At 67.0% G+C, this 20,251-nt stretch carries 18 protein-coding genes and 1 pseudogene; 7 read left to right on the top strand and 12 right to left on the bottom strand.

Annotation, left to right across the window (positions count from 1 at the left end; all coding sequences use genetic code 11):
* Positions 1–45: 45 nt before the first annotated feature.
* The 5 genes from ACFTSA_RS16535 to ACFTSA_RS16515 are packed head-to-tail and all read right to left on the bottom strand — an operon-like array spanning position 46 to position 5,200.
* Positions 46–861 carry an ATP-binding cassette domain-containing protein gene (locus ACFTSA_RS16535; protein WP_377952653.1) on the bottom strand — a complete coding sequence of 272 codons (816 nt, stop codon included), beginning with the start codon at positions 859–861 and terminating at the stop codon, positions 46–48.
* On the bottom strand, positions 854–1,756 hold the full coding sequence (locus ACFTSA_RS16530; protein WP_377952652.1) for an ABC transporter ATP-binding protein: 903 nt from the start codon (positions 1,754–1,756) through the stop codon (positions 854–856). Before ACFTSA_RS16530 ends, ACFTSA_RS16535 begins: the two co-directional genes overlap by 8 nt.
* A gap of 1 nt (position 1,757) precedes the next feature.
* Positions 1,758–2,690 (bottom strand): ABC transporter permease, encoded by a 933-nt coding sequence (locus ACFTSA_RS16525; protein ID WP_377952651.1) that lies wholly within the window; start codon positions 2,688–2,690, stop codon positions 1,758–1,760.
* Positions 2,687–3,622, bottom strand: coding sequence for an ABC transporter permease (locus tag ACFTSA_RS16520; RefSeq protein ID WP_377952650.1), 936 nt, complete (start codon positions 3,620–3,622; stop codon positions 2,687–2,689). The genes ACFTSA_RS16525 and ACFTSA_RS16520 overlap by 4 nt, the downstream gene beginning before the upstream one ends.
* 3 nt (positions 3,623–3,625) lie before the next feature.
* On the bottom strand, positions 3,626–5,200 hold the full coding sequence (locus ACFTSA_RS16515) for an ABC transporter substrate-binding protein (protein WP_377952649.1): 1,575 nt from the start codon (positions 5,198–5,200) through the stop codon (positions 3,626–3,628).
* Positions 5,201–5,361: 161 nt separating this feature from the next.
* Between ACFTSA_RS16515 and pdxA the strand changes: the two genes are divergently transcribed.
* The gene (gene pdxA, locus ACFTSA_RS16510; RefSeq protein ID WP_377952648.1) at positions 5,362–7,692 is read left to right on the top strand and encodes a 4-hydroxythreonine-4-phosphate dehydrogenase PdxA; all 2,331 of its coding nucleotides are present in this window, start codon (positions 5,362–5,364) and stop codon (positions 7,690–7,692) included.
* Positions 7,693–7,716: 24 nt separating this feature from the next.
* Here the strand turns inward: pdxA and ACFTSA_RS16505 are convergent, their stop codons facing one another.
* From ACFTSA_RS16505 to ACFTSA_RS16490, 4 genes are all read right to left on the bottom strand, one after another.
* On the bottom strand, positions 7,717–8,493 hold the full coding sequence (locus tag ACFTSA_RS16505; protein ID WP_377952646.1) for an SDR family NAD(P)-dependent oxidoreductase: 777 nt from the start codon (positions 8,491–8,493) through the stop codon (positions 7,717–7,719).
* Between the two features lie 61 nt (positions 8,494–8,554).
* Positions 8,555–9,937, bottom strand: a complete 1,383-nt coding sequence (locus ACFTSA_RS16500; protein WP_377952645.1) for an MFS transporter — start codon at positions 9,935–9,937, stop codon at positions 8,555–8,557.
* Positions 9,938–10,047: 110 nt separating this feature from the next.
* Positions 10,048–11,070: a PHP domain-containing protein gene (locus ACFTSA_RS16495; RefSeq protein ID WP_377952644.1), complete on the bottom strand. Its 1,023-nt coding sequence runs from the start codon at positions 11,068–11,070 to the stop codon at positions 10,048–10,050.
* Positions 11,071–11,097: 27 nt separating this feature from the next.
* Positions 11,098–11,475 (bottom strand): VOC family protein, encoded by a 378-nt coding sequence (locus ACFTSA_RS16490; protein ID WP_377952643.1) that lies wholly within the window; start codon positions 11,473–11,475, stop codon positions 11,098–11,100.
* 144 nt (positions 11,476–11,619) lie between these two features.
* On the opposite strand from ACFTSA_RS16490, the gene ACFTSA_RS16485 reads away from it, so the two are divergent.
* From ACFTSA_RS16485 to ACFTSA_RS16460, 6 genes are all read left to right on the top strand, one after another.
* On the top strand, positions 11,620–12,258 hold the full coding sequence (locus ACFTSA_RS16485) for a hypothetical protein (RefSeq protein ID WP_377952641.1): 639 nt from the start codon (positions 11,620–11,622) through the stop codon (positions 12,256–12,258).
* A gap of 9 nt (positions 12,259–12,267) precedes the next feature.
* On the top strand, positions 12,268–12,735 hold the full coding sequence (locus tag ACFTSA_RS16480) for an SRPBCC family protein (RefSeq protein WP_377952640.1): 468 nt from the start codon (positions 12,268–12,270) through the stop codon (positions 12,733–12,735).
* 227 nt (positions 12,736–12,962) lie between these two features.
* Positions 12,963–13,583: a TetR/AcrR family transcriptional regulator gene (locus ACFTSA_RS16475; RefSeq protein WP_377952639.1), complete on the top strand. Its 621-nt coding sequence runs from the start codon at positions 12,963–12,965 to the stop codon at positions 13,581–13,583.
* 71 nt (positions 13,584–13,654) lie between these two features.
* Positions 13,655–14,578 carry an AEC family transporter gene (locus ACFTSA_RS16470; protein WP_377952638.1) on the top strand — a complete coding sequence of 308 codons (924 nt, stop codon included), beginning with the start codon at positions 13,655–13,657 and terminating at the stop codon, positions 14,576–14,578.
* 50 nt (positions 14,579–14,628) lie between these two features.
* Positions 14,629–15,807: a cytochrome P450 gene (locus tag ACFTSA_RS16465; RefSeq protein WP_377952636.1), complete on the top strand. Its 1,179-nt coding sequence runs from the start codon at positions 14,629–14,631 to the stop codon at positions 15,805–15,807.
* 77 nt (positions 15,808–15,884) lie between these two features.
* A complete protein-coding gene (locus tag ACFTSA_RS16460) occupies positions 15,885–16,685 on the top strand; it encodes a hypothetical protein (RefSeq protein WP_377952634.1) in 801 nt (266 codons plus the stop codon).
* 7 nt (positions 16,686–16,692) lie between these two features.
* Here ACFTSA_RS16460 and ACFTSA_RS16455 read toward each other — a convergent pair whose 3' ends face one another.
* The 3 genes and pseudogenes from ACFTSA_RS16455 to ACFTSA_RS16445 all read right to left on the bottom strand — a co-directional run.
* Positions 16,693–17,175, bottom strand: coding sequence for a pyridoxamine 5'-phosphate oxidase family protein (locus ACFTSA_RS16455; RefSeq protein WP_377952633.1), 483 nt, complete (start codon positions 17,173–17,175; stop codon positions 16,693–16,695).
* Between the two features lie 100 nt (positions 17,176–17,275).
* A complete protein-coding gene (locus ACFTSA_RS16450; protein WP_377952631.1) occupies positions 17,276–18,790 on the bottom strand; it encodes an APC family permease in 1,515 nt (504 codons plus the stop codon).
* 21 nt (positions 18,791–18,811) lie between these two features.
* Positions 18,812–20,251, bottom strand: a pseudogene (locus ACFTSA_RS16445) (flavin monoamine oxidase family protein); the annotation flags it as partial.

Below are 20,251 nucleotides of genomic sequence, written 5' to 3'. Positions count from 1 at the left end.
ATCGGTTGGGTTCGGGGCGGGATCAGGAAGCCGTTCAGGTGCCTTTCAGGCCAGCGACCGGACCACGTGGCGCGGCTTGAGGCCGCGCATGGTGGACGGGTCGAGGGCGGCGCGGCGGAGCTTGCGGGTGTAGTCCTCCTTGGGCGCGGTCAGCACGGATGCAGTACTGCCGGACTCCACGAGCTTGCCGCGCTGCATGACCATGACGCTATCGCTGATCTCCTGCACCACGCCAAGGTTGTGCGAGATGAACACGTAGGTGATGCCGGTTTCGTCCTGGATGGACTTCAGCAGCCGCAGCACCTGGGCCTGGACGGAGACGTCCAGTGCGCTTGTGGCTTCGTCGCAGACCAGCAGTTCAGGCTTGGAGGCGAGCGCGCGGGCAATGCCGATGCGCTGCCGCTGGCCGCCGGAGAACTCGGCAGGGTGGCGGTCCAGGGACCTGGCCGGCAGGCCCACCTGGTCGATCAGCGTCGCGGCTTCCCTGTGCCGTTCGGCCTTGGACCGGACGCCCTGCAGCTTCAGCGGCTCGGCCACGATCTCCTGGGCGGTGAGGTGCGGGTCCAGGGAGCCGTAGGGGTCCTGGAAGACCATCTGGAACTTGGCACGCAGCGGCCGCAGCTTGGCTTCGCTGAGCGCGGCCAGGTCCGTGCCGTCAAGTTCGATCCGGCCGCTGGCCGGCGTCACCAGGCGCATTAGCGCCTTGGCGATGGTGGATTTTCCGCAGCCGGATTCCCCGACGACGGCGATCGTCTTGCCCTTGTCCACGGAGAAGGACACGTCATCCACGGCGCGGAACGTGCCGCCGGGGACGTGGTAGTCCACCACGAGGTTCTCGACGGACAGGAACGGCTTAGTCATGCTGGCCTCCGGTGCTGGTCAGGGCGGCGTCGCCGGCCGTGGCCGTAGTGGATTTCGGGTCGGTGCTTCCGGCGGGAGTTTCGTCCCACGGGCCCAGGACGGGCACCGCGGCCAGCAGGCTGCGGGTGTACTCCGTGGCCGGGTGCTCCACGATCTGCTGGACGTCGCCGGACTCCACAAAGGAGCCGTCCTTCATGACGTGGATGCGGTCCGAGATGAGCCGGGCCACGCCGAGGTCGTGCGTGATCATCAGGATGCCGATCCCGCGCTGCTCCTGGAGTTCCAGCAGGAGGTCCAGGATGCCGGCCTGCACGGTGACGTCCAGCGCCGAGGTGGGTTCGTCGGCCACCAGCAGCTGCGGTTCGCTGGCCAGGGCGATTGCGATCAGCACGCGCTGGAGCATGCCGCCGGAGAGCTGGTGCGGGTACTTCTTCAGCTGCACCTCCGGTGTGGGAATGTGCACCTGTTCCAGCAGCCGGATGGCGCGCGACCGGACGGCGTCCTTGTCCTTGGAGGCGGCGCCGGCGATCCGGATCGCCTCCGAGAGCTGGCTGCCGATGGAGTGCACGGGGCTCAGCGCGGTCATCGGGTCCTGCGGGATGAGCGCGAGGGTGCGGCCGCGGACCTTGTCGATGGCCTTGGGTGTGGCCACCACGTCCACGCCGTCGATGAGCACGGTGCCGGACAGCACCGCCAGATCGTCCGGGAGCAAACGGAGGATGCCCATCGCCGTCGTCGATTTGCCGGAACCGGACTCACCGATAATGGTGACCGTTTCACCGCGGTGGATGCTGAAGTTCACCGAATCCACGGCCCGGATGATGCCCGCGTCCGTGATGAGCTCCACCTGGAAGTCGCGGACCTCGAGCAGTGCCTGCCCAGCTTGTGCGTTCATGTCAGGCACCCTTCTTCTTGCGGCGGGGACGGTCGCGGAGTCCGTCGCCCAGCAGGTTCACGCCCACCACCATCAGCACGATCACCAGGCCGGGCAGCGTGACCATCCACCAGGAGGTGGTGATGTAGTCCTGGCCGTCGGAGATGATGCGCCCCCAGGTGGCGAACGGCCGCTGGGGGCCGGCGCCGAGGAAGCTGAGGGCGCTCTCGAGGAGGACGGCCTGTGCCAGGAGCAGCAGCACCACGAGGGTTGCCTGCTTGATGACGTTCGGGATGATGTGCCGGATGAGGATCTGGATGCGGTGCAGCCCAAGGATGCGCGCCGCGGAGACGTATGGTTTTTCGCGTTCCACCAGCACCATGGACCTGGTCAGCCGGGCCACTTCCGGCCACTGGGCAATCGCAATGACGAAGGTGATCACCGGAATGGACGGGCCGAAGAGGGCCACCACCAGGAGCAGCATCATGAGCAGCGGCAGGGACATCTGGGCTTCGAGGAGCCGGGAGACCACCGTGTCCACCCAGCCGCCGAAGTAGCCTGCGGCTGCACCGAGGATGATGCCGATGGCGCCGGAGACCACCACGGCCAGGATGCCGATGGTCAGGGAGACCTGGCCGCCGTGCAGGACGCGGGAGAGCAGGTCGCGGCCCAGCTGGTCGGTGCCGAACAGGTGGCCGTCCACCAGCGGGGCAAGCCTGCGGGCTGAGAGGTCCTGGTGGTTGGCGTCCGGCAGGGGAAGCACCTGGGCCAGCAGGATGGGGATGATGACGAGCAGCGTGCAGACGGCACCGATGCGCAGTTTCCACTTGGCGGCGTTGCGGCGGCGGGTGGCGCCGGCCTTGGCGACGAGTTCCTTGGTGACGGCGCTGGGCGACGGCGTCCGTGAGGGTTGTGCGGCGGAGGCCGCCGGTGTTGCGGTGTCGCTGAGGCTCATGCTGCTGCCGCCTTTCCAAGACGAACGCGGGGATCAAGAAGCGGGTAGGCGAGGTCGATGACGAGCTGGACGGCTACGGCCAGCAGGGACGTCAGCAGGACTGTCGCCTGGATGAGGGGGTAGTCGCGGGTCTCGAGGGCCCGGACAATCAGGGAGCCGACGCCGGGCCAGGCGAACACGACTTCCACCACCACCACGCCGTTCAGCATGGCCGCGAAGCGGGTGCCCAGGGCGGTGAAGACCGGGATGGCGGAGTTGCCCATGGCGTAGCGCCAGGTCAGCGCCGGGCTGCCCACGCCCCTGGACCGCGCCACGGTCAGGTACGGGGCCGCGAAGTTGGTGGTCATCTCCCGCCGCACCATCCGCGAGATCAGCGCGATCTGCAGGATGGCGATGGTGACGGTGGGAAGGACCAGACCGCCCCAGGTGGCGAAGCCGGAGGCCGGGAACAGCGGGATCAGGACGGCGAAGCCGGTCAGGAGCATGATGCCGGTCCAGAAGTCCGGCATGGACTGCCCGGCGATGGTGAGGACGTTGACGCCGAGTTCCCGGTTGGTGTCCGGGCGGCGGGCCATCCACACACCCAGCGGGATGGCGACCACCGCGGTGAGGAGGATGGCCGAGGTGGCGAGGGTCAGCGTGTACGGCATCCGCTCCGCCACCACCTGCATGGCCGGCGCCTGGAAGGAGTAGGACGTGCCGAGGTTTCCGCTGAATAGCTGCTGCAGGAAGATCCAGTACTGCTCCAGCACGGGCCGGTCCAGGCCGAACTGTTCGCGGACCCTGGCCAGCTGCTCGGTGGTGGCCAGCGGACCGGCGTAGGACACGGCCGGGTCACCGGGGGCGAGGCGGATCAGGACGAAGACCGTAGAGACCGTCAGGAAGACGGTCAGCAGGCCCTGGCCCAGCCGCTTGAGGATGTACGTGGTCATGACTCAGGCCTCCAGCCGGACGTCAACAAGGGGGTAGGAGTTGGTGGGCGCCAGTGCCAGGTCCGCCACGCGCTTCTGGTGGGCCAGCACCGACTTGGGAACGAACGCCCAGGCGCACGGCCAGGTGTCCCAGATGGCCTTCTGGGCAGCGGCGAGCAGCTGCCCGCGGCGTGCCGGATCCACCTCGGAGGACGCGGCCTGGATCTTGGCCTGCACCTCCGGGACCACATAGCCCTGGTAGGTGTCGCGGGTCTTTTCCTTTTCCGCGGTGCCAGCGTACATACCCTGCATCATGGTGATGGCCAGGCCGGTGGGGCTGCTGAAGCCGTTGCCCAGCAGGTCCCAGTCGCCCTGCTTGCCCTGGCGCCAGGCCAGGATGTTGCCGCCGGGCTCGAACTGCTGCAGCTGGGTCTTCACGCCGATGTTGCCGAACATCTCCACGAGCGCCTCCATCACGGAGGTGTCGGAGGCGAACTCGCCGGTTTCCCAGATGATCTTCAGGTTCAGGTCGGTGACCCCGAGGCTCTTCAGCGTGGCCTTGGCCTTCTCCGGATCGTAGGTGTAGTTGCCGGTCTTGGCGAAGCCGGTGAGGCTGGACGGGACCACGCCCTCGGCCTCGCTGACCGAGTCAACCAGCACGTCCTTGACCAGCGCCTCGCCGTCGACTGCCCAGCTGAGGGCCTGGCGGACGCGGACGTCGGACAGCGGGTGGCTGGACGGCTTGCGGAAGTTGTAGAAGATCTGGTTCAGGCGGAGGCTTGATGCCTCGGCCAGGACGACGCCGGGAAGTCCGGCGAGCTGTTCGCGTGAGTCGGGCGTGATGGAGTCAATGACGTCCACCTCGCCGCTTCGCAGCGCGATGACGCGGCTGGATTCCTCCGGCAGGAAGCGGACTTCGACGTTGTCCACCTTGGGGGCCGGGCCCCAGTAGTTCTCGTTGCGCTTGAGGCTGTAGGTGCCGGCGCCGCGGTTGAACTTGGTCACCACATAGGGGCCGGTGCCGACGCCCTCCTGCAGTTCCTCCGGCTTGTTCTTGGCTGCCGGGCTGATCAGGATCATGCTCATGAGGGAGTCGAGGATGGGGATGGGGTTCTTGGACTCCATCCGGAACGTCCGGTCATCCACCGGGACCACAGTGGGGAATTCGGGGAAGAACCCGGCGACGAAGGAGCCCTGCACCTGCTGGTACATCTTCAGGGCCGTGGCAACGTCCTCGATCTTCAGCGGCGTGCCATCGGAGTATTTGACGCCTTCGCGCAGCCGCACCGTCCACGCGGTGGGCGAGGTCATCTCGAACCGGTCCGCGAGGACCAGAATCGGCTTGGTTTCGGGGCCGATGGCGGTCAGTCCCTGCCGCACGGCGCGCTGGACGGTGACCGCGGCGTCGAACTGGTTGAGCTTGTTGTCCAGGCTGACGAGGGACCTGTTGAGGGCCAGCGTCAGGGTGCTGGGTCCCGGCAGGCCGGTGGGACCGGCACACCCGGCCATGGAGCCTGTGCCCAGGAGAAATCCGGCGGCTGCGCCAAACTGCAGGAGGCGGCGCCGTGAGATCTCACTTCCTTGAGGAAGAACGGTCATCGCTGACCTCTCGGTTGAATGGGACGGCTGGCGGCCGGATGGCCTGCGCCGTGTTACGTGCATCACTCTGCCACCCCTGCGCGAAATGCGCAACTGTTCTAGCGCAATTCGCGCAGGTATGCCATCATGGTGCTACCGACAACCCAAGAAGGGAGGACGACGTGACTGCAGTACTTATCCAGGCCGACGACTTTTCCGGCGCAGCAGAAGTAGGGCAATGCTTTGCAGCCCACGGGCTGGACACGCGGCTCCTCCTGTCGCCCGATGCGAACACCGAAAGTGCAGCGGACGTTCTGGTGGTGGACACGCATTCGCGGGCCGTTGCCCCTGAGTTCGCAGGCGCGGCTTCGGCAGCCGTCTTCGGCAGCGCCGCTGCCGCCAGTGCCGGCGTTCTGTTCAAGAAAATCGATTCCCTGTGGCGCGGCAATATCGGCCCGGAACTCGCCGCGATTTCGGCTCTGGGCCACCACGTGGTGGTGGCCGGCGCACTCCCCCAGCTGAACAGGACCGTGGTCGGCGGACGGCCCTTTGCGGACGGCGTCCCGCTGGTGCGCACCGACCTGTGGCGGGCAGAGCCGGCCGCTCCGCCCGCGGAGATCGCGCAACTGCTGGGGGCTGGTACTTCGGTGCGGCTTGCGGAGCTGTCCGCGGTGCGGTCGCACGGCCTGGCGGCCTTCCTTGCGGACGCACTTTCCGGGACCGCTTCGAGTGCCACTCCCGCCACCGTAATTGTCGACGGCGAAACTCCGGCCGACCTCGAAGCCGTTGCGGACGCGCTGCTGGAGCTGGCCTTCAGCGCCGGCGGACGGCGGATCGTGCTGGCCGGGACCGGGGGGATGGCCCTGCTGCTGGCCGCCAAACTGGGCAGCAACTCTGCGCGGAACGCGCAGAAACACGTGCCACAAGCCCTGACGACCGCGGGCGGACGCCGGCCGGTGCTGGCCGCCGTCGGCTCCGCCTCGGCAAAGGCCGCGGCGCAGCTGCGGAACCTGGAAGCCGGTGGCTTCACCGCGCTGCGCATCGCCCCGGACGAGCTGACGCGTCCGGAGGGTTTCCGCCCACGGCTCGCCGAGGCGCAGCTGCTGCTGGCGGCAGGCAAGCCTGCCGCCCTGACTGTCAGTGCCGTCGTCGTCAATCCGCGTGAGTCCGGCAGGATCGTGCGGAACCTCGCGCGGCTGGCTGCCGGCGCGGCAAATGGTCCCGAGCGGCTGACGGACCTGATCCTCACCGGCGGCGAAACGGCCCGCGAGGTACTCGACGCCCTCGGCATACGCTCGCTGACCCCGCTGGTGTCCGTGCAGCACGGCGCCGTGGTCAGCCTTTCCGACGACGGGCGGCTGGTGGGCACCAAGCCCGGCAGCTTCGGCAACAACGACGCCCTCACCCAGCTTTACTCCGCCATCAAAGACCTCCGGTCTTCCAACAGCACACCCCATTCCTCCCTCGAACCTGGAGCACCCATGACATCTGCAGTGAACGCAACCGAACAGGACACCCGGCCCTTCATCGCCGTGACCATGGGGGACGGCGCCGGCGTGGGCCCCGAGGTGACCGTCGGTGCCCTCCTCGACGAAAACGCCTACCGCGACTGCCGTCCGGTGGTCATCGGCGACGTCCACCGGCTGCAGTTGGGCACGAAGGCGCTGGGCGTGGAAGCGGACATCGTCGAGGTGGAGACCGTGGGTGAGGCGGTCTTCGAAGCCGGCCGGATCAACGTGATCGACCCCAAGCTGCTCTCGGCCGACCTGCCGTGGGGCCAGGAGTCCGCCGAGGCCGGCAACGCCGCCTACCACTACATCCGGATCGCCTGCGAGCTGGGCATGGCAGGCCAGGTCCAGGGCATCTGCACGGCGCCCTTGAACAAGGCCGCGCTGCACAAGGCGGGCCACATCTACCCGGGCCACACCGAACTGCTGGCGCACTTCATGGGCATCGAGGAAGTGTCCATGATGCTGTCCACGCCCAAGGTCAAGGTCATCCACGTCACCACGCACATCGGCCTCATTGACGCGATCAACAAGATCGAGCCCGGCCTGGTGGAGCGGACCGTGCGCCGCGGCCACAGCGCCATGCAGCGCGCCGGCATCGCCAACCCGAAGATCGGCGTGTGCGCGATCAACCCGCACGCCGGCGAAAACGGCCTGTTCGGCTACGGCGAGGAGGCCGAAAAGATTACTCCTGCCATCGAGAAGCTGCAGGCCGACGGTATCGACGCGCGCGGCCCGCTCCCGGCGGACACTGCGTTCTTCCTGGCCGGACGCGGCGACTACGACCTCATCGTTGCGATGTACCACGACCAGGGCCACGGACCCATCAAGGTCCTAGGCATCGAGGCCGGCGTCAACATCACGGTGGGCCTGCCCGTCATCCGCACTTCCGTGGACCACGGCACCGCCTTCGACATCGCGGGCAAGGGCATCGTGGACGTGCGCAGCATGATCGAGGCGCTGCGCCAGGCGGCCGAAATGTCACCCAGCCCCGCGGCAGCCTAGCCCAGCCCCGCGGCAGCGTGGGTACTAGGAGATCTGCAGGCCGCCGTTGATGTCGTACGTCGCCGCGGTGATGTAGCCGGCGTCCTCCCCCATCAGGAACACCATGAGGGCGGCGATGTCGCGGACCGTGCCCACGCGGCCGACGAGGATGTCCCGGGACATGTCCGCCTTGCGTTCGTCGGTCAGGGTGCCGCCCATGATGTCGGTGTCCACGGGGCCGGGGGCGATGCAGTTGACGGTGATGTTGTACTGGCCCATCTCCCGCGCGAGCGCACGCGTGAAGCCGATGATGGCTGCTTTCGAGGCGCTGTAGGCCACCTTGGAGTAGGTGCCGCCGCCGCGCTGCGCCGAGATGGAGGACACGCTGACCACCCGGCCGAGCCTGCGCTCGATCATCCCGCGGAGCACGCGCTGGGTGACCAGGAACGTGCCGGTCATGTTGATCCGGAAGACCCGCTCCCAGGCCTCGAGCGTCTCGTCCATGAACTCGGTGGGCGAACTGATGCCGGCCAGGTTCGCGAGCGCCACGATGGGCGGCATGTTGGCCTCCACCTCGTCGATGGCGGCGTTCACGGTGGCCTGGTCCGAGACGTCGGCCCCGACGCCCCTGGCCAGGACGCCATACACGGAGGAGATGTCCTCCGCCGCGCGCCGTGCCGCGTCGCCGTCGATATCGAGGATGGCAACGGACCAGCCCTCGCTGGCGAGCATCTCCGCCGTCGCGCGGCCAATGCCCCGTGCGGAGGCGGCCCCGGTCAGCACCGCGGTGCGTTCGGCCGGGAACGTGTCGTGGTGCGTCATATCTGTGATCCCCTTCTGGTGCCTGATGTTGTTGGTACGGTGCCGTCAGTACTCGGCGTCGTCAGTAGGTCGTATCGTCGAATTCGTCAGCAGCCACCGCTTCCTCACCCACGGCGGCGTGCGTGCCCGGCTTCACGTGTCCCTCGGGACGCCTGCGGGCGTACAGGTAGGTGGCGACGGCCGTAACAGCCAGGCAGGCGGCCAGGAAGAGCAGGCCCGAACGGTTGTCGCCGGTGGCATCGTTGAGCACGCCCACGATGTACGGCGCCACGAAGCCGCCCAGGTTGCCGAGTGAATTCACCATCGCGAGGCCGGCCGCGGCGGCGGCTCCCACCAGCGCGGTGGAGGGCATCGCGAGGAACGGTGCGATGGCGGAGTAGATGCCCATGGCCGCGAGGGTCAGGGCGATCATGGCCAGGACCGCGTTGACCTGCACCAGGCTGCCGGCAGCCACCAGGCCGACGGCGGCCATCACCATGCTGATGCTGGCGGGCAGCACACGGTTGCCGGTGCGGTCAGACCGCCTGCCCCAGAAGTACACGAACACCGCGGCGATCGTGTACGGGATGGCGACGATGAAGCCCACCTGGGTGGTGTTGAACTTGCCCAGCGCGGCGACGATGGTGGGCATCCACAGGCCCAGGCCGTAGATGCCGCAGACCAGGCCGAAGTACAGCGCCGAGTAGGCGACCGTGCGGGAATCCTTCAGGCCGGCGAGGAAGTGGTGCGGCTGCCCTTTTTGCTTGTGGGCGAGTTCCTCGTCCATGGTCCGGGTGAGCCATTCGCGTTCGTCCGCGGCGAGCCAGTGGGCGTGGCTTGGCTTGTCCGTCATGAGGACCGGGGTGAGGAGGCCGAGGAGGATGGCCGGGATGCCTTCAATGATGTACAGCCACTGCCATCCGTGCAGGCCTGCGACGCCTTCCATCTGGAGCAGCAGGCCGGACACGGGGGCGCCGAGTGCGTTGGAGACGGGCTGGGCGAGGATGAAGATGCCCAGCACCAGCACGCGCTGCGGGGCGGGGAACCACAGCGTCAGGTAGAAGAGGATGGCGGGGAAGAAGCCGGCCTCGGCGGCGCCGAGCAGGAAGCGGACGACGTAGAAGGTGGTCTCGCCGTTCACCAGCGCCATGGCAGTGGCGAAGATGCCCCACGAGATGAGGATGCGGGCGATCCACTTACGCGCGCCGAACCGGTACATGCCCGCGTTGCTGGGGATTTCCAGGAGCGCATACCCGATGAAGAACATGCCTGCACCGAGGCCATAGGCTGCGGCACTGAGCCCGATGTCCTCGCTCATTGTCAGCTTGGCGAAACCGACGTTGTTCCGGTCCAGGTAAGCCACGAAGTACAGCAGCACGATGAGCGGCATGAGGCGGCCGCGGACTTTCCGAAGGGTCCGGTTGCCCAGTTCGTCCAGGTGGTTCGCCGGATTCATTGCGGTCATGGTGCACCTCGCAGGGAGAGACGGGTCCGCCCGGGTTCCGCGACGGAACAGTTAATGTGTACCACCCCGCCCAGAAATAGTCATCATGCTTACTAAATTCTTGAGGTTCGCTAGTTCCTGCTGTTCAGCCACTCCAGGAGCCGGTCCAACGGCCACGTGGTGATGATCCGCTCGGCCGGAACCCCGTTGCGCTCGGCACGCTCGGCGCCGTACTGCAGGAAGTCGAGCTGGCCGGGCGCGTGGGCGTCGCTGTCGATGCTGAACAGGCAGCCGGCCTCGAGCGCCAGCTGCATCAGGTTGTCCGGCGGATCCTGGCGTTCCGGCCGGGAGTTGATTTCGACGGCGACACTGGCTTCCGCGCAGGCCGCAAAGACCCGCTCGGCATCGAATTCGGACTCGGGACGGGTCCCGCGGGATCCCTGCAGCAGGCGGCCGGTGCAGTGGCCCAGGACGTTGGTATGGGGATCGGAGATGCCGCCGAGCATCCGGTCCGTCATGGTGCGCCGGTCGGAGCGGAGCTTGGAGTGCACGCTGGCCACCACCACGTCCAGCCGGTCCAGCATCTCCGGCGTCTGGTCCAGCTCGCCGCTTTCCAGGATGTCCACCTCGATGCCGGAAAGCAGCCGGAAACCGCCGTCCGCGTCGGCGTTCAGGCCTGCCACCACGTCCAACTGGTCGGTGAGCCGTTCGGCGGTCAGTCCGTTCGCGATTTTGAGGTTCGGGGAGTGGTCCGTCAGGGCGAGGTATTCCCGGCCCAGGTGCCGGGCGGCGTCGGCCATCAGCTCCGGCGGGGAACCGCCATCGGACCAGTCGCTGTGGCTGTGCAGGTCGCCGCGGAGCAGCGGGCGCAGCCCGTCTCCCCCGGCGGCGAGCGGCTTGGCGCCGCCCTGCCGCAGCTTTTCCAGGTAGTCGGGGACCCCGCCTTCCACAGCCTGCCGGATCACGGTGAAGGTGGTGTCGCCGATCCCCTTCGTCCGCTTGAGCCGGCCGTCACGGGTGCGCTCCGCCACCTCGTCCGGCGTCAGCCCGCTGATGACGCCGGCCGCCTTCCGGAAGGCCTGGACCTTGAACGTCGGCGCGGCAGAGCGCTCGAGCCAGAAGGCGATCTCGTTGAGGGCGTCCGCGGCGTCCATTCTGCCCCTTCCCGGCGACGGCGGTTTTCAGTCCTGGTGCAGCTGGATGTAGTTGCCGCAGCCGTCGTCGAAGACTGCGGAGAGCCCGGAGGGATCCTCAGCCGGCTCGCCCCGGAACCGGACGCCGGCGGCGGACAGCCGCTCATACTCGGCCCGGACGTCAGGTGCGCCAAAGACGATCGCGGGGATCCCGGCGTCGTACAGTCCCTTGCTGTAGGCGGAGGCGATGGGGTTGTCGCTGGGCTCCAGCAGCAGGCCCACGGTGCCGGCCGCTCCGGGGTCCTTGACGATGAAGAGGTTGTGCTCGGGCATGGCCATGAGGGTGTCGAAGCCGAGGGTCTCCGTGTAGAAGGAGTGCGCCGCGGCAGGGTCCTGGACGTGGATGCTGCACATTTTGAGTCGCATGGCGCCTACGCTACGCCGCGGGGCCGCCGCTGCAAACCCGGCCCACTGGCCGCAGCTGCACCCATTGACCGGGGCTTCCGCAGGGGCTGCAATTTAAGTGCGGCCCGATTTGCCGGGCTGCGCCCGTCCTTGGGAGGTGCAGTGGTGCCCGCAGTTTCCGAAGCCGCCCCCTTGGGGCTGCTGCAACTGGTCCTCTGGAGTGCAGTGCTGGTGGCCGCCGTCGCCTGCACGGTTTTCGTGGTGCGCCACCATCTAAAGACGTCCGACGGCGACAGTTCAGACCTGCTGTTCTGGGACCTTTTCGGCGGGGCAGTGGTGATTGCCCCGGCACTGCTCATCCCCGCGGTGGCCTCGCCCCCGGCTGGCCTGGCACTGGCCGCCGTGGCGGGTGTGAGCGGCATTGCCGCCTACCGCAGCAGCCCTGCCGTGCTTTCCTGGCATGACGCCCGGCGGCGCCGGCGGGTGGACGGCCCGCGGTGCCGGGCGGCCGCCGTCGTGCATGAGGCGATCGTGGGACGCTGGGCGCGCTACGAACTCGACCCCGCGCTGGCCATCAGCTACCCGGACCTGGCGGACGTGCGGCGGCCCGAAACTGCCGCGTTTATCAAGGCCCTGCGGGAGGCCGAGACGCTGAAAATCCTCGCCGATCCTGAGTACCCGCATGCCGTCGAACGCCTCGGCCTGGCGCTGGACTGCGCGGAAACCGCGGCGGGTGTCCCGGCAACTCTGCGGCCCGCCGTGTCCCCCGGGTTGCAGCGGGCCGGTTGGCGGGTGCGGCCTTAGGATGGGGCCATGTCAACATACTCAGTGTCGCGCAGCACAGTGATCCCCGCCCCCGCCAAGGATGTGTTTCCGCTGGTCAACAGCTTCCGCGAGTGGCCAAAGTGGTCGCCGTGGGAGACCGTGGACCCTGAGATGAAGCGCACCTACTCCGGCGCGGAATCCGGGGCCGGCGCCAAGTACGCCTGGAGCGGCAACCGCAAGGCGGGCGCCGGCAACATGGAAATCGCCGAGTCGCAGGAGCCTGATGTGATTCGGATCCGGCTGGAGTTCACCAAGCCGTTCCCGGGAGTGAACCCCACCACCTTTACGTTCGTTCCTGAGGGCGGCGGCACCCGCGTCACCTGGGCCATGACCGGCGAGCACAAGGGCATCGGCAAGGTCTTTGCACTGTTCATGAACATGGACAAGATGGTGGGCGGCGACTTCGAGAAGGGGCTGGCGTCGCTGGCCGCTGCCGCCGGGACCAGGCAGGCCTAGCCGCGCTGTGCACGCCGGGCTGCTCTCCCAGCTCGGCATCAACCCTGCGGACCTGCTGGGCAAGCTTCCCGGCGGGTTGGGCGACAAGCTTGGAGGCCTCGGGCTGTAGCGGGCGCGCAGCGAAGAGACAGGTTCCCGCGGTGCCTGTCTTTTTCTGTGCGCACGGACGCTGGATTATCGTCTAAACAGAGCACTGATCGACGGCAACCGACGGAGGGGCAAGACGCATGAAGCCAGCAGCTGCGCCACGGCAGCGGCGCCTCCGGCAGGATTCGATCCGCAACCAGCAGGAACTCGTTGCGGCTGTGGGCGAGCTTCTCCGCGAGGACCCGGGCTCGGCAACCATGCCGGCCGTGGCTGAGCGGGCGGGGCTCTCCCTGGCAACCGCCTACCGGTACTTTCCCACGCTCGATGAGCTGCACCGCAAGTTCATGCTGAGCGTCATCGACGAGCTTTACGAGTCCACGAAGACCCTGCACAGCCATGGGCTGGATCTGTTCAAGGACACCATGGCCCAGTGGCTCAAGGTGGTGGCCGAATACGGCCCGGCCATGGTTCTTGTCCGTTCCCGCGAAGGCTTCCTGACGAGGCTGAAGGCGGGCGAACCCCATGCCTGCGCACTTGAACGGGTATGGGGACCACCCGTCCGTCAGCTGCTCGAGGAAGCCAACATTGACGAAAACCAGCTTCCCTACGCACTTTCGCTGTTCAACGCCATGTTCAACTCCAGGGAAATCATGGATTTCCGGGCCGTGGAGGGCATGCCGGACGAGCAGCTCGTGCAGCGGTGCAGCCGCCTGTATTGGAGCGCCCTGCAGGGATTGCGTGACACGGAAGCCGCTAAATAACACTGTAGTCTTAGATAAGAGCCGGGCACTCGGCGTCGTAATAGCTACATAAGACGGTTGAGGACAGCGGCTTGGATGGAGTCTTAAAGGGATTCTTTGTGGTGGGCATGGTCCTGCTCGTCGGCTACATATTGGCCAGGACGAACGCCCTTGGACCCCACGGAACGAAGGTCCTGTCCACCCTGACATTCATGGTCGGACTGCCGAGCCTGATGTTCTCGACAATCGCTTCCCGGCACATCTCCGAAGTACTCAGCCAGACAGGCCTCATCTCCGTCGTCACGGCACTGTGCTGCATGGCGCTGTTCGCGCTCAGCGGGGCAATTGGCCGGTGGGGCGTCCGGCGCACGACGGTAGGCGCGCTGGCCACGGGAATCGTCAATTCCACGAACCTCGGCGTTCCGCTGTCGTTGTACATCCTGGGCAGTGCCACCTTCGTCACCCCGATCATGCTGTTCCAGCTCGCGCTCGTGACCCCGGTGGCGCTGACCATCCTGGACCTGACCGATCCTGCCGGGAAAAAGGCCTCCGTGTGGAGCATCCTGTCCACTCCCCTGCGCAACCCTGTCACGGTGGCGGCCATTCTCGGCGTCATCGTCAGCGCGGCCGGGATTGAACTTCCTGCCCTGGTGCTGGATCCGTTGAAGCTGGTGGCCCAGCTGACCGTTCCCCTGATGCTGATCATCTTCGGCATGTCGCTCCACGGCCTGTCACCGCGCCAGGGCACGGTGGACCGCGTCCCGACCCTCTTCGCGGTGATTCTGAAGTCGGCGGTCCAGCCGTTACTCGCATGGCTGCTGGCCGTGTTTGTCTTCCACCTCGATACCTTCAGCACCTTCGTCGTCACGGCCTGCGCGATCCTTCCCACCGGCCAGAACGTCGTCCTGTACGCCGTCCGGTACGGTGTGGGCCAGAATCTTGCGCAATCCACGGCGGTACTGACATCCGCTTTGGCCGTCCCGCTCCTTCTGGGGGCGGCCTGGATGTTTGGCTGATCCCGGCCCAGACCACTGACGGCGGGCGCCTGCCCGGAATAAACTGCGCCATGGACTTCGTGAACAGTGATACGTCTTCGCTGGATCCCTTCCCGCAGTACGAACGGATGCGGGAATCTGCCCCCGTCTACCACGATGAGCAATCCGGAAGCTGGCATGTCTACAGGTACGACGACGTCCAGCGGGTTTTGTCCGAACACGGCACCTTCTCTTCAAAGATGGGAGGGGACAATCCGTCCGAGACTGGCCAGTTGTTTGCGGCGAGTCTAATCACGGCAGATCCGCCCCGGCACCGGCAGTTGCGCTCCCTGGTCACCCAGGCCTTTACCCCGAAGGCAGTGGACGGGCTCGCGCCGCGCATCTCTGCACTGACGGAGGAGCTGCTGGACGGGATCGCTTCCAAGGGATCAGCCGACCTCATCGCCGAGCTGGCCTACCCGCTGCCGGTGATCGTCATCGCCGAGCTCATGGGCATCCCCGCCGAGGACCGCGACCGGTTCAAACACTGGTCAGACGTCATCGTCAGCCAGACGCAGTCCGGAGCCCGGACTGCCGACCACAGCACCACCAACCGGGAGATGGCCGAGTACTTCATGGCCCTCATCGAACACCGCAGGCGCCGGCCCGGGAATGACCTGGTCAGCAGCCTGCTGGCGGCCGAGATCGACGGGCAGAAGCTGAGCGTGGCCGAGCTGCTGGGCTTCTGCAGTCTGCTGCTGGTGGCCGGCAATGAGACCACCACCAACCTGATCGGCAACGCGGTCCTTTGTTTCACTGAGGCCCCCGGAACGACGGAACGGCTCCGCGCCGAACCGGCGCTGCTCCCCCAGGCCATTGAGGAAGTGCTGCGCTACCGTTCCCCCGTCCAGTCCATGTACCGGATAACCGCCGGCGAGACTACGCTGGGCGGCGTTCAGGTTCCGGCCGGCGCGCCGCTGGTGGCCTGGATCGGTTCGGCCAACCGCGATGAGCGCCAGTTCCAGCGTCCTGACCACTTCGACCTGGACCGGACGCCGAACCGGCATCTCGCTTTTGGCCACGGCATCCACTTCTGCCTCGGCGCCCCGCTGGCCAGGCTCGAAACGAGGATCGCACTGCAATCCGTCCTGGAGCGGCTCCCCGGGCTGGCCCTCACACCGGAAGCCCACCTTGAACGAATGGACAGCACCATCGTTTACGGCGTCAAGGAGCTGCCTGTCAGCTGGCAGGCTGCCAGGGAGCAGCAGTGAACACGCCTCTTGACCCCGGCGGACCGTGGCACCGATGCTTGTTTCTTCGTTGTGTCACCGTGCGAGGAAGGCCGCTGATGTCCGCTACTCGATCTGCCCTGTCCAAATTCCGATGGCTTCCAGCATTGGCCGCCACCGCCGTACTGATGCTTCAGGCCGTCCCGGCCGAGGCAGCCAATGCCGGCGTCGGCAATGATGTTTCGTGGCCCCAGTGCGGCAAGGCCCTGCCAAAGGGACCCGCCTTCGGCATCGTGGGGGTCAACAATGGCCTGGCAAACACCACGAATCCGTGCCTGGCCACCCAGCTGACATGGGCAGCGTCGTCCACGGGTACCGCGGGCCAGCCCAAGGTGCAGCTGTACGTCAACACCGCCAACCCGGGACTGGCCGGCAGCTGGTGGCCCACCAGCAACACCTACGCCGGGACCAAGGTCTTCAACCCCTACGGCGACTGCAAGGCGAACGACGTCGGTCCGGCCTGCTCCTACATGTACGGCTGGGCCAAGGCTTACGATGACGCGTACATCCGCGGCATCAGCAACCCGTCCGGCTACACCTGGTGGCTGGACGTCGAAACCGGAAACTCCTGGTCCGGCGACAAGGCGGCCAACCGGGCGGATCTGGAGGGAATGGTTGCCTTCTTTGGCAGCACCAACGCCAAGACCGGCATCTACTCCACCGGCACCCAGTGGTCGCAGATCGCCGGCACCGTCCCGTCCACCAGCCCGCTGTACACGCTGCCCAGCTGGCTGGCCGGGGCAAGGACCCTGACCGCGGCCAGCCGCAACTGCTCGAGCGCGCCGCTGACCGGCGGCGGCACAGTCTCGCTCACCCAGTACGTCTCCGGCGGCTTCGACTACGACTACTCCTGCGTCTGACTGGGGGTTACAGCTCGACGGTTCCGCTCTCGCCGACGCTCACGCGGCTGTGGGTGACCTTCGACTTGACCCACTGCAGGACGGTGGCCGCGGTGCCGCCGGGGCTGGCCCAGTACTCCGCGGAGTCGGAGTCCACGTGCAGCAGGACCACCTCGGGCGTGTCGGGGCCGTCCGGGAACCAGGCCTCGACGGACTGGTTCCACAGTTCGCGGATCTTGGCCCGGTCGCGCACCACTTCGGCGGTCCCGGCCACGGAGACCCACTCGGTGCCCTTGCCGAAAGACACGTTGACCCTGGCATCGGCGGCGACGTGGGCCACCTGGGAGGTTCCCTCGCCGGTGAAGAACCACATGTCGCCGTCGTCCTTCACGTCCTGGACGGCCAGCGGCCGGCTGACCAGGGCGCCTTCTTCGTTGACGGTGGTGAACATTCCAATGTGGGAATGGTTGATGATGTCCGTGACCTTGCTGATGCTTTCCGTGCCCGTCATGCTGTCACCTCGTTCTGTTCGAGTACGTTCTCAGTACGTTCAGTTGAACCGGGTCAATGCCCTGCCAAACACCCTATTGGTAAGTGTGCTTAGTTTCCAGTCAGAGGCCGCGTGCCAGCACCTCGCCCCTGAAGAATTCTGGCCTGATCCGGGCCATCACCAGCATGCTGAGCACGCCGAGCAGGATGACGCCCATGCCCAGGATGAACACCATGCCCACGCCTCCCACCGACGAACCAGAGCCGTACGCCGGATCCATGGAGTCGTAGGCGGTCTTCGCGAACATCACCAGCAGGATCACGCCGCCCAGCAGTGGAGCCAGGAACTTGAAGAGGAACGCCCGGGCACTGCTGAAGGCCACCGCCCGGAAGAACCAGACGCACGCGAGCGCGGTGATCCCGTAGTAAAAGCAGATCATCATGCCCAGCGCGGTGATGGTGTCCCACAGCGCGTTCTCGGACGTGGTCCGGGTGACGACGTAGAACGCTGCCGCCGCGGTGGCCGCTGCAATGGTGGCGTAGCTCGGCGACTTGAACGTGGGGCTGACCCTGCCGAACTTCCCGGGCAGAGCCCTGTAGTGGCCCATGGCCAGCAGCGTTCGCGCCGGGGAGACGAACGTCGACTGCAGCGAGGCCGCGGAACTGCTGAGGATGGCCAGCGACATCAGGATGGCGAACGGCCCCATGACCGGCCCGGACAGAACGGCGAAGATGCTGGACTGGTTGTCCGGATTGCCGGTGCCCAGGCCGGCCTCCCCCACACCGGCGAAGGACAGCGTGGCCAGCGCGGCCATCATGTAGATGGCCACAATGACGGCGACGGTCACGGTCGCCGCCCGCCCTGGGGTCTTCTCCGGGTTCCTCGTCTCCTCGTTCATGGTCAGGGTGACGTCCCAGCCCCAGTAAATGAAGATCGACAGTGACACCCCGGCCGCGAACGTGGAGAACGAGTCCACGGCGAAGGGATTGAACCAGTCCGGCGAGATCGCCGTGGCGTCATACGCCGTGCCGTTGGCCACGTGGACAAAGGCGGAGACGGCAAACCATCCCAGCACCAGCAGCTGGAACCCCACCAGGACGTACTGGACGCCCTTGGTGGTTTCCATGCCGCGGTAGGAGATCCAGCACGCCGCCGCGATGAACACCAGGGTGGTGGCAATGTTAAGCGGCAGGTTCTTTGACAGCTCAGCGATCCCGGGGTTGCCGAGCAGCTGGGCGAGCATCAGATAGAAGAAGTCGACGGCGACCGCCGCCAGGTTGGACAGCACGATGATGGTGGCGGCGATCAGCCCCCAGCCTCCCATCCAGCCGATCCACGGGCCAAAGGCGCGCGTTGCCCACGTAAAGGAGGTCCCGGCGTCGGGCATTGCGTTGTTGAGTTCCCGGTAGCCGAGCGCCACGAGCAACATGGGGATGAACCCCACGAGGAAGACCGCCGGCAGGTGCACGCCCACCTCGGACACGGTGGGCCCGAGGGCCGCGGTGAGCGTGTACGCCGGCGCAATGCAGGACACCCCGATCACTACGGCGCCGACCAGCCCGACGGAACCGGCTTTGAGGCCCTTTTCACTCAGGCTTTTGTGCGTGTCCCGGGTGACGGGGGCTTTTGTACTCATGGGATTGCCTCTCCGGAGTGATTAGCCGGCGGCGGCCGTTGCGTCCGCCAGTTCCGGGGCCGCCGCTGCGGCCTCGGCGGACGCTGCGGCCGCGGCGATGCGGGCAGCCGTGGCCTGGCCCATGCGGACCGCACCGTCCACGTGCTGGTAGCCCTCGGCGGCGAGGTCGGAGGAGCACCAGTAGATGGGGCCGACGGCCGCGTGCTGGTCCTTGCCGTAGCGGTGCAGGCCGCCGAGGTCGTAGCTCGCGGCGTAGGCGCCACGCGTCCACTCCTCCGAGCCCCAGTCGGATTCGTAGTACACCTCGGGCTCCAAGGCCTTCTCGCCCAGGAAGCCGGCGATCGATTCCAGGACGGCCTTCTTGCGGTCCGCGGCGCTCAGTTCGAAGACGGCGTCTGCCTTTTCATCGGAGATGAAGCCGACGAGTGTTCCGCGTGTGTCGCCGTGGTTGGTGTTGTCGTAGACCTCCTGGACCAGCGAGCCGGCGCCGAATCCGGTGCCGGAGAGCCCGTCCTCGCGCCAGAACGGCGTGCTGTAGACGGCGTGGACCTTGATGACCAGTCCCAGCGACTGGTGCTGGTGCATCTGGTGCTGGCGGCGCGGCAGCGGCGGGTTGAAGGAGACGCGGGAGTACAGGTTGGGCGGCACGGCCATGATCACGAAGCGGGCATTCACCGTAGCCCGGTCGGAGACGGCGGTGACGCGGTGGCCGTTTTCGCCGTCGGCCTCCCAGCGGATGGTGCGCACCGGGCTGTTAAGGACGACGTCGGCACCCAGTTCCGCTGCCTGCAGCAGGGAGACCTGCTGCATCCCGCCGATAACCCGCTTGTCCAGGATGAAGTCCTCATCCGTCAGGTGGGTGAAAGAACCGGCAGAAGCGGCCATCAGGACTGCCTGCAGGGCGGAGAATGCGTGGGCCGGCTTGGTGAGCATGCCGCCGGCGATGAAGAGCCCGATGTTGTTGCAGGCCTCCTCGTCCGGGGAGTTCTGGCGCAGCCAGTGGTGGAAGGAGATGGTGTCCAGCTCGCGGGCCTTGGGGTGCGCCCACGGCTCGGCGGCGCCGATCTCGGCCGCCAGTTCGTCCAGCAGCGCGGTGAGCTTGTCCATCTCGGCAGCCGTGTTGGCGCTGACCGGGAACATGTCTCCTGTGTAGCGGACGGGTGCGCCGTCCGCCCCGATGTAAACGGACTCGCCGTCGCGGTAGCGGGAGTAGGTGTCCAGGCCGAGCTCGTCCAGCAGGGCGAGGAGTGCGGTCTGGTCCGGCGAGACCCACTGGCCGCCGATCTCGAGCATGGCACCGTCCACGGTGTCGGTCCAGGTCCGGCCGCCCACGCGGTCGCGGGCTTCGAGCACGGCGACCGTCAGGCCCGCCTTTTTCAGTTCGCGGGCAGCGGTGAGGCCGGAGGGGCCGGCGCCGACGATCACTACGTCGCGGTCAAGATTCAGCATGATGTCCTCTCT

The sequence above is a fragment of the Arthrobacter sp. NPDC057013 genome, from assembly GCF_042674585.1.
Classification (GTDB): domain Bacteria; phylum Actinomycetota; class Actinomycetes; order Actinomycetales; family Micrococcaceae; genus Arthrobacter.
The sequence above is the reverse complement of the archived record's forward strand: the minus strand, read 5'-3'. Positions and strand labels throughout refer to the sequence as shown.